Origin of the sequence: Priestia sp. D3YE.R1 (assembly GCF_049199565.1) — a bacterium.
GTDB classification, from domain to species: domain Bacteria; phylum Bacillota; class Bacilli; order Bacillales; family Bacillaceae_H; genus Priestia; species Priestia aryabhattai.
Genome location: NZ_JBLTHW010000001.1, coordinates 2,309,039 through 2,315,440, shown reverse-complemented (window position 1 = coordinate 2,315,440; position 6,402 = coordinate 2,309,039). Strand labels below are relative to the sequence as shown.

Genomic DNA, 6,402 nt, shown 5'->3' with positions numbered 1-6,402 from the left:
TGTCTTAATATTGTTTGCTTTATGGACAGTACTGACAAATAAAGAAGAGATTAATGTTTTTCGACGCCGAATTCCGAAATCGCTTGTTTATAGAGCTTTTTCTATTGCTACTTCTGGAATTATTTTTGTTTCTATTATTTTCTTTCTACTCACAATCACAGAAAAAGGTGTAGATATGTCTACACTTTTGTTTGAAACGTTCTCTGCTTCTGGAACAGTTGGATTAAGTGCTAACTTTACAGGCGACTTAAGTCCTGTCGGACGTATTCTCATTACTATTATGATGTTTATTGGCAGGGTAGGACCTCTTACCATTGGTTTTGTGCTTGCGATTCGTTCAAATAAACAATCTAAGATTCGATATGCAGAAGAAAAGATTCTAATTGGTTAAAAATCAACATATTCACTCTTATAGGCGCAAGCAATCCAATCATGAATATCTTCTTCTATTATGAACAAACTACTCAAGATGGATCGGATGAAGATCCTCCATTTCTTACAGCAATAGAGCGTAGAAAAAGCTACTGATTAGGTCACAGTAGTTTTTTCGCTTTTTAATGGGCGTGAATGAGTTTTATTTAGTTGAACATTCTATTTAAGAAACCCTTCAATACTCACTCTAGTATATAAAGGTGGATTTACTATACATGAATTATAAATTACATAAGGTCTTTATTGTATACTTCATTGCTTTGATCGGTCCCTTTGCTATTCTCTTTCTTACCGACTGCTTAGTTCAAATGACTCGTAGAAAGTAATCTATATACTAATTGGTACTAAACGATTAATCTCTTCGAACAGGTTTTCCTCTACCTCTCAGGCATAAGTACAACTATGCTTCTGTTGTTGTTCCTAATAGGCTCGCCACTCGACCCGATTTCTAATAAATGTTGTACTAAAAAGTCTTCTATGAATTAGAAATACCCTTTAGGGGGAAGTTAAAAAAAGAAAGGAAGGTGAAATAATTGCCTGATATTTTGCAAGCCTTGAAAAGTGTAATTCAGTCTTTTGTTAAAGATGAGAACAAAACGCCTCTTCATATTGGCGAGGCGATGGGATGCTGGATATTTTTAGCGTTAGTGGGTGAGACACAAGTACAGACTGAAGCAGGCATTAACAGCACAACGGATCCTGAATTGAGAAAAGCCCTTCAAGAAGCAGTCAACCTCTTCAAATCGGAGAAAGAGCGAATTTCAGCATTTATGCGATCAGAAGGAATTCCGTTACCACCTCTTAGTGAATCGAAGCCAATCTCTGACCCGAATAGTGTTCCATTGGGAGTTAAGCTAACAGATAAAGAGCTTGCAAACAGCCTTAAGAAAAAAATATCGATGGCGATTACCAGCTGTTCGGAAACAGCGTCACGATCCCTTCGTAGCGATGTTAGTCTGATGTGGGCCGAATTTTTGCAAGAACACATAACTTTTTTAATAACCTTTAAATCATTGATGCGAAAACGGGGATGGCTCAAGGTGCCACCGCCGTATCATCCTGCAGGTCTACCCCAAACAGAAAAGTGAGGTGAGAAATGTGCCAGATGTCGGAAAAGCGCTTAAAAATATTATCCAATCATTTGTTGACGAGGAACCCAAACCACCCTTACATGTGGGAGAAGTCATGTCCTGCTGGTCCTATCTTTCTGAATTAGCTGACGAACAAGTTCATTCCGAGGCAGGGGTTAACAGTACAACAGACCCCGAATTACGAAAAGCTTTCCATGAAGCAGTTGAGATGTTCAAATCACAGAAAGAGCGAATGATTGCTTTTATGTTATCAGAGGGAGTGTCCATTCCACCCTTAAGTGAATCCAAGCCGCAGTCTAACCCAAGCGATGTTCCATTGGGAGTCAAGTTAACGGATGATGAACTTGCAAACAGCCTTAATATTAAAATGGTTATTTTAATTACCTATTGTGCAAATGCTATCATTCAATCCACACGTAATGATGTTACTTTAATATGGATTGAATACCTGCAGGAATATATGACATTTGGAGCAACCCTAAAAGAACTTGTGAAAAGACGGGGATGGCTTAAAGTCCCTCCATACTATTATGCTCCGGGAGCACCGATAAAATGAGATGGTAAAAGAAATTCGTGAGGAAGAGGACCTTGATACTTCCTTAGATTTAAGAAGTCTTTCTTTGTTACGGATAGGCTATTGGCAAATTGAACAAACTACTCAAGGCACCGTAAGGTGTCAAATACGTCTATTTAGAGCATTCACCAAAAGAACTATCTTACTCGAGGTAGTTTTTTCTGTTTTTAAGCTGTATACAATATACATCTTTAGTTACCATAATGTAAATTATAAGAAGCCAAACCCTTATAAAGGGTTTGGCTTCTTATAATTAAAGACCATTTGTTGAATTAGGGGGAACAATACTTTCATCTGTTGGATTTGCAACATTGTTATCATCTCTGCTTTTTATTGAAGCTGAAGAACCCATAAACTTGAACATACAATAGCCACCTAATACTATTAAAGAACCTCCAATAAGTAAATTAAGCAAACTATCTCACCTCTTTCCATTCATTATCATTTCATCATTTAATCGCAATAAGGATGTATACCTTATTTAATATCTAATTACCATAATCAATATTTATCGGTAACAATGAAGAGCTTGGATTAATTGATTCAAGCTCTTTACCAGTTATACCAAATAAAAATTCCGACTATAATTAAAGGCACACAGGCCATTAAGACTCCATAAAGCGAGAACTCGAATTTCTCTGGGTTACCCATATAAGATCTTATCCCTGCTCTATCTAGGCTAGGCTTTTCAATTTTTGATTCCTCTTTCTCTTTATCATACATACTAATCCACTCCTCCATCAGGCAATAAAACTCCAATTAATTACTAATCTAGAAATCATGTATTCTATACATATTTTTAATGTTGTAAGCAACTTTTTATAACTGTCCGGCTACTGATAACAGTAAAATTAAAAGAATGAAAAATACTAATAAAATTGAGCCCCCTATTATTAGCAAAGTCTTTTTAGTGTTCAAGTTGTAAGCTTTTCGTAGGAATAATCCAAGAAAAATTATCGCCAAAAATATGGACCAAAACCCTAACCACTCTAGATGTATATATTCTAAAATTGAAAAATTAAATAAGAATGGCATAAAAAGAAATTCGTGCAAAAAAAGAAGTGTAAATAATATAAATAAAATAAGGTATGTAACAGATGACAAGCTTTTAAACAAGTTTATTTCCTCTTCCCTAAACGACATTAGACTAGATAATATTGCTTTATTATTTCTCTTCTTACCTAATTAATTTTAACATAAAAGGTATATTGTGGTTATTTATTGGTTTATATTCCATTCATTGTTAGTTACCATAATCAAAATATCGGTAACAACACAAAGAAGAGGAAATTTTAAGCTTTCCTCTTCTTTCTATTTCTAAAAATGAAGCTAGCTATAAGTAAAACCCCAAAAAATATCGTTAAATCAAAAGTTAATGGATCTCCTGCTAAGTTTGTTTCATCGACAATTATCCCTTCTTGAAACAATAAAACTGCTGCAATTATTACAAAGAATAAGGAATTGAATAATATATAGCTAGTTGCTCTAATTTTATTGTTTAAAAAAACTACATATACGAAGTTACATACTAAAAGCAGAGTTATTAAATAATAAACCGGTCTAAAAAGTGTAAAAGTATCCCCAAGCATTGTCATGTTCCTCTCTATTCATTGTCCTATTTTAAAAATCAATATATTTCCATTTTATCAAATAATTGAGCTTATTTCACCATGTATATCATATACAACCTTAGTTCACATAATGTGGTTTATCCGCAAAAAAAGAGACGGCTATTTAGAAAGTCGTCTCTTTTTTTTACTCGCTTTAATTAAATAAATAACGTAACATGAGCTCTCTTGTTTTTTCATACATCTTATATTCTTCATACAAATTTTTATAGGTAGAGATTTCTTTTTCTAAAAAGGAATATTGCGGAAAAACTTCAAAAAAAGTCAACTTTAATTCATCAATCTGATTTTGAGGAATTTTCTTCGTTTTACCTCTCAACATATAACTTAAACTGCCAGCAATATTCATCCAATAGCTATTAAAGTCTGCGGTTAACAGATCGTCTTCATGTAATTTTCCACTAAATTTATCTTGTATTTTGCAAATGTCTTCATGAGGAAATGGATGATACAGATCATTATTAAGCTTCTTTAATTCATCCAATATAGTTAGTTTCCTTATATTAAACTCCACCTTTTCTTGTTATGTAGAGCTTTATCTTACCACTGTTTACACAAGGTTCAATACAAAAGATACGTGCATCCTCTATATACTTTTAGTTAACATAGTCACCATTTTAAGAAGAAATATAACAAGGAATGATTACTAGTTTAATTAGAATAATGTATTAGTGTTATATCAACAGGTATACTATAATGAAATAAAAAGGGAGAAATATCCAAGATGAAAAAGCGCTTGTGGAAGTGGGGCATTATCATTGGAATGATTACTATTTTGGCTATTGGTATACCGCGAATAATAAGTAATGAAACAGAGGATTTAAGTTCAACAGAAGAAAAAAAGGTAGAACAACTTGAAGGAGATTTCCGAAAGTGGGCACTTAGACCACTGGACAAATTTATGGTGCAGAGTTACCAAGCCAAATCAAATGGACATCAGTGGAACACCGTAGAGCGAAAATTAATTAAAAATTATCGCGTTACGTATTACACTTTTTTTGGTATCCGTTACATGGAAGTAGAAGTCAGTTAAATCTAATATATATACATCAAACAAGAAGCCGTAGGAACAAGCAATTCTACGGCTTCTTACCTTTATGTTGCTCCCAAAACTGCAACTATTGTAATCGATAAAACCATGCTTAATAGCAAAGAGATGATCCAATCCTTTTTATCTGTCATTTTCAAAAGTATATTTAAAGTTGAACTAATTGCAAGTAAAAAAAGAAAAACAAATAAGGTTATGATGAATTCCATTTTACCATCTCCTTGTTTCCTTATAATTACATTTTATCACATTAGAAAGATAGAAAAGTGAACGAATACCCTATACGGATTCTGTTAACCTAATCACAGTTGTCCGAAGAAATAAACATCGACTGGGCTTTTATGGTAAAATCAGATAAAAACTATATCTAGGAGTAAATATGAAAATAGATGACAAGAAAAAACAAATTCAACAAAAATATAAAGAAGAACTTGAGAATAAAAGAGAATCTAAAGGTTATTCAAAAAAGTTGCTCATTTTTGCTGTAATTATTGTTATCTTTTTTGTTTTTAGTTATTACTTTGGTGTAAGACCTTTTCCAGAAAAAGAAGAGCATAAAATTTTAAAACGAATAGATAGCTAAATAAAAACCAACCATAAAGCTTATGGTTGATTTTTATTTTTTAGCGTGATCTCTTCTTTTTGATCATTCCATTTTAAAATTATTATAGGTTTATCTGATTTCGATGTTTCTCTATTGACTATTGCATTCGTTTTTTCTTCAAATTTGCCTTCTTTATCTAGCTCTATAATCGAAACACCCCATTGGCCGTTTGGTGCTTCTAATTTAAAACTGAACTCTCCAACCGATTCCTTATCTTTGCCTGTGTAAGTTAATTTAATAGTCTTTGGTTCACCTTTATCTTACAGTCTCTTTTACTGTCCAATTGTCGCTTTTACCTGTAAAAACTAAAGGCTCCTTACCTTTACTTTGGCAGCCACACATTAGAAACAATATGAAAGCAATAAAAAATATCTTTTTCATCCTCTTTCCCCCTTAACAACACCCCTTTTTATTACATTTTACCAAATATAAGGATGAAAAACATTGTGTATATCATATGCAAATATAGTTTACATAATACCAATTTATCGGTACAAAAAAGCCTTTAGATTCATAAATCTAAAGGCTTCAAATAGGGTTAACACTTTATTAGCTATACCTGATTAAAAGCTTGGTAAAAATAAGTCCACTTAATGATGGGAACAATAAATACGCTCCAATTGCTCTCAAAGCCATTCCATCCCATCCGCCTACTACCAAAATGCTAATGGCGATTATAGTTAAAGAGATGACAAACCCCATGTTAAAAACTTTATCCCCTATGTGTTTGTCAGAGTTTCTTTTTCTCTGAAGCGAATGAAATATATACGCCAATATTAAAGCAGCTATAATCGTCCCTAAAATGATCTTGACATCCATAGAATACCCCTTTTATCCTTTTAATTCCATTTTAACAATAATATCGAGTGAAATCACTATGTATACGATATACATCGCTAGTTTACATAAACACTCTTTCCGGTACACATCACAAAAAGGAACCCTTATGGGAGTAAGGGTTCGAAAGAGGTCTCATTTATGAGTTATGCAGCTTTTTATACATCATTGATTTATCAACGTTCTAT

Annotated in this window: 10 protein-coding genes; 5 read left to right on the top strand and 5 right to left on the bottom strand. The window is 33.0% G+C overall.

Annotated features, from left to right (window positions below; translation table 11 throughout):
• The 3 genes from ACOZIR_RS12355 to ACOZIR_RS12345 form a co-directional block, all read left to right on the top strand.
• A partial coding sequence (locus ACOZIR_RS12355; RefSeq protein WP_421535620.1) for a potassium transporter TrkG occupies nt 1-391 on the top strand: 391 nt, incomplete at its 5' end.
• Nucleotides 392-965: 574 nt separating this feature from the next.
• A complete protein-coding gene (locus ACOZIR_RS12350) occupies nt 966-1,520 on the top strand; it encodes a DUF3231 family protein (protein WP_310879201.1) in 555 nt (184 codons plus the stop codon).
• Nucleotides 1,521-1,530: 10 nt separating this feature from the next.
• Entirely contained in the window at nt 1,531-2,079 is a 549-nt protein-coding gene (locus ACOZIR_RS12345; RefSeq protein WP_310879202.1) for a DUF3231 family protein, read from the top strand.
• Nucleotides 2,080-2,649: 570 nt separating this feature from the next.
• On the opposite strand, the gene ACOZIR_RS12340 is transcribed toward ACOZIR_RS12345, so the two are convergent.
• The 3 genes from ACOZIR_RS12340 to ACOZIR_RS12330 all read right to left on the bottom strand — a co-directional run bounded on the left by ACOZIR_RS12340 (nt 2,650) and on the right by ACOZIR_RS12330 (nt 4,209).
• A complete protein-coding gene (locus ACOZIR_RS12340) occupies nt 2,650-2,820 on the bottom strand; it encodes a hypothetical protein (protein ID WP_310878666.1) in 171 nt (56 codons plus the stop codon).
• A gap of 569 nt (nt 2,821-3,389) precedes the next feature.
• Nucleotides 3,390-3,692, bottom strand: a complete 303-nt coding sequence (locus ACOZIR_RS12335) for a hypothetical protein (RefSeq protein ID WP_310878665.1) — start codon at nt 3,690-3,692, stop codon at nt 3,390-3,392.
• 169 nt (nt 3,693-3,861) lie between these two features.
• On the bottom strand, nt 3,862-4,209 hold the full coding sequence (locus ACOZIR_RS12330; RefSeq protein ID WP_412762017.1) for a YxiJ family protein: 348 nt from the start codon (nt 4,207-4,209) through the stop codon (nt 3,862-3,864).
• Between the two features lie 240 nt (nt 4,210-4,449).
• Here ACOZIR_RS12330 and ACOZIR_RS12325 point away from each other — a divergent pair, with 240 nt between their 5' ends.
• Nucleotides 4,450-4,758 (top strand): hypothetical protein, encoded by a 309-nt coding sequence (locus ACOZIR_RS12325; RefSeq protein ID WP_310878664.1) that lies wholly within the window; start codon nt 4,450-4,452, stop codon nt 4,756-4,758.
• 62 nt (nt 4,759-4,820) lie between these two features.
• On the opposite strand, the gene ACOZIR_RS12320 is transcribed toward ACOZIR_RS12325, so the two are convergent.
• Nucleotides 4,821-4,982, bottom strand: coding sequence for a hypothetical protein (locus tag ACOZIR_RS12320; RefSeq protein ID WP_310878663.1), 162 nt, complete (start codon nt 4,980-4,982; stop codon nt 4,821-4,823).
• Between the two features lie 170 nt (nt 4,983-5,152).
• On the opposite strand from ACOZIR_RS12320, the gene ACOZIR_RS12315 reads away from it, so the two are divergent.
• Nucleotides 5,153-5,356 carry a hypothetical protein gene (locus tag ACOZIR_RS12315; protein WP_310878662.1) on the top strand — a complete coding sequence of 68 codons (204 nt, stop codon included), beginning with the start codon at nt 5,153-5,155 and terminating at the stop codon, nt 5,354-5,356.
• 570 nt (nt 5,357-5,926) lie between these two features.
• On the opposite strand, the gene ACOZIR_RS12310 is transcribed toward ACOZIR_RS12315, so the two are convergent.
• Entirely contained in the window at nt 5,927-6,196 is a 270-nt protein-coding gene (locus ACOZIR_RS12310; RefSeq protein WP_328121479.1) for a YesK family protein, read from the bottom strand.
• Nucleotides 6,197-6,402 lie beyond the last annotated feature (206 nt).